This window comes from Plantactinospora mayteni, from assembly GCF_016862935.1.
Lineage (GTDB): Bacteria > Actinomycetota > Actinomycetes > Mycobacteriales > Micromonosporaceae > Plantactinospora > Plantactinospora mayteni.
On sequence record NZ_BONX01000110.1, the window covers coordinates 1 to 1,287 of the forward strand.

Genomic DNA, 1,287 nt, shown 5'->3' on the forward strand with positions numbered 1-1,287 from the left:
CCGATACCTCCGGCGGATGCCCCGGTCTTCAGGCGGGGGAGGAATCCGGAATCCGTCAGGAGCGGCCCGGCGAAGCCGGGGCGGTCTCGTGCGGACTGTCGTCTTACTCAACGGTCCGCCTCGCGTAGGCTTTCGAACATGCGTACGGCGTTCAGGTGTCGGGCCTATCCGACTCCCGAACAGGCTGCGGCACTCAACCGCACCTTCGGCTGCGTACGTCTCGTCTGGAATCGAACCCTCGCCGAACGACACACCGCCTACCACCAGCGCGGCGAACGCACCTCGTACCGGCAGACCGACGCGGCACTGACGGGCTGGAAGAAGACCATCGAACTGGCGTTTCTGTCCGAGGTCTCCTCTGTGCCGCTGCAACAGACCCTGCGGCACCAGCACGCCGCGTTCGCGAACTTCTTCGCCGGCCGTGCCCGCTACCCTCGCTTCAAGTCTCGCGACGGACGCCAGTCGGCGCACTACACCCGATCCGCATTCCGGATCAAGGGCGGCGAGCTGTACGTCGCGAAGACCGATGGGCACCTCAAGGTCGCCTGGTCGTGGCCCGACATTGACCTGGCCACCCTGGATCCGACGATGGTGGTGATCTCTCGCGACACCGACGGCCGCTGGTACACCACCTTCGCCGTCGACACCGCCGACCCGGCCCCCGCCGACCCGGTCGGGCACGCGGTCGGTGTCGACCTCGGCGTAAAGGACTTCGCCGTCACCTCCGACGGCGACCGGATCGCCAACCCACGGCACCTGGAACGCAAGGCCCGTAACCTGGCCCGCTACCAGCGGCGACTGGCCCGCTGCCGGAAAGGGTCCGCGAACCGGCGCAAGGCCAAGGCGAAGGTCGCCCGCACCCACCGCAAGGTCCGCGACGCCCGACAGGACTTCCTCCACAAGACCAGCACAAGGCTGGTCCGGTCCGCCGACCTGATCGCCATTGAAGGCCTCGCCGTCAGGAACTTGGTCCGTAACCGGCGTTTGGCCCGGGCGATCTCCGACTGCGGGTGGGGAGAGTTCCGCCGCCAACTCGAATACAAGACGCACCGAGCCGGTCGTACCCTGGTCGTCGTCGACCGCTGGTATCCGTCCAGCAAGACCTGCTCTACGTGTGGACATCTGCTCGCCAAGCTGGACCTGTCCACCCGAGCTTGGACGTGCCCAGCCTGCCGCACCCGACACGATCGGGACGTCAACGCGGCCAAGAACATCCTTGCGGCTGGTCGAGCCGTGGCCGGGACAGATCCCGGTGATGCCTGCGGAGCTGATGTGAGACAGCAAGGG

The 1,287-nt window shown here is 67.1% G+C and carries 1 protein-coding gene; it reads left to right on the forward strand.

Annotated features, from left to right (window positions below; translation table 11 throughout):
- Positions 1 to 138 precede the first annotated feature (138 nt).
- Positions 139 to 1,287 (forward strand): RNA-guided endonuclease InsQ/TnpB family protein (locus Pma05_RS42095; RefSeq protein WP_203863139.1); only part of this gene is annotated, 1,149 nt, incomplete at its 3' end.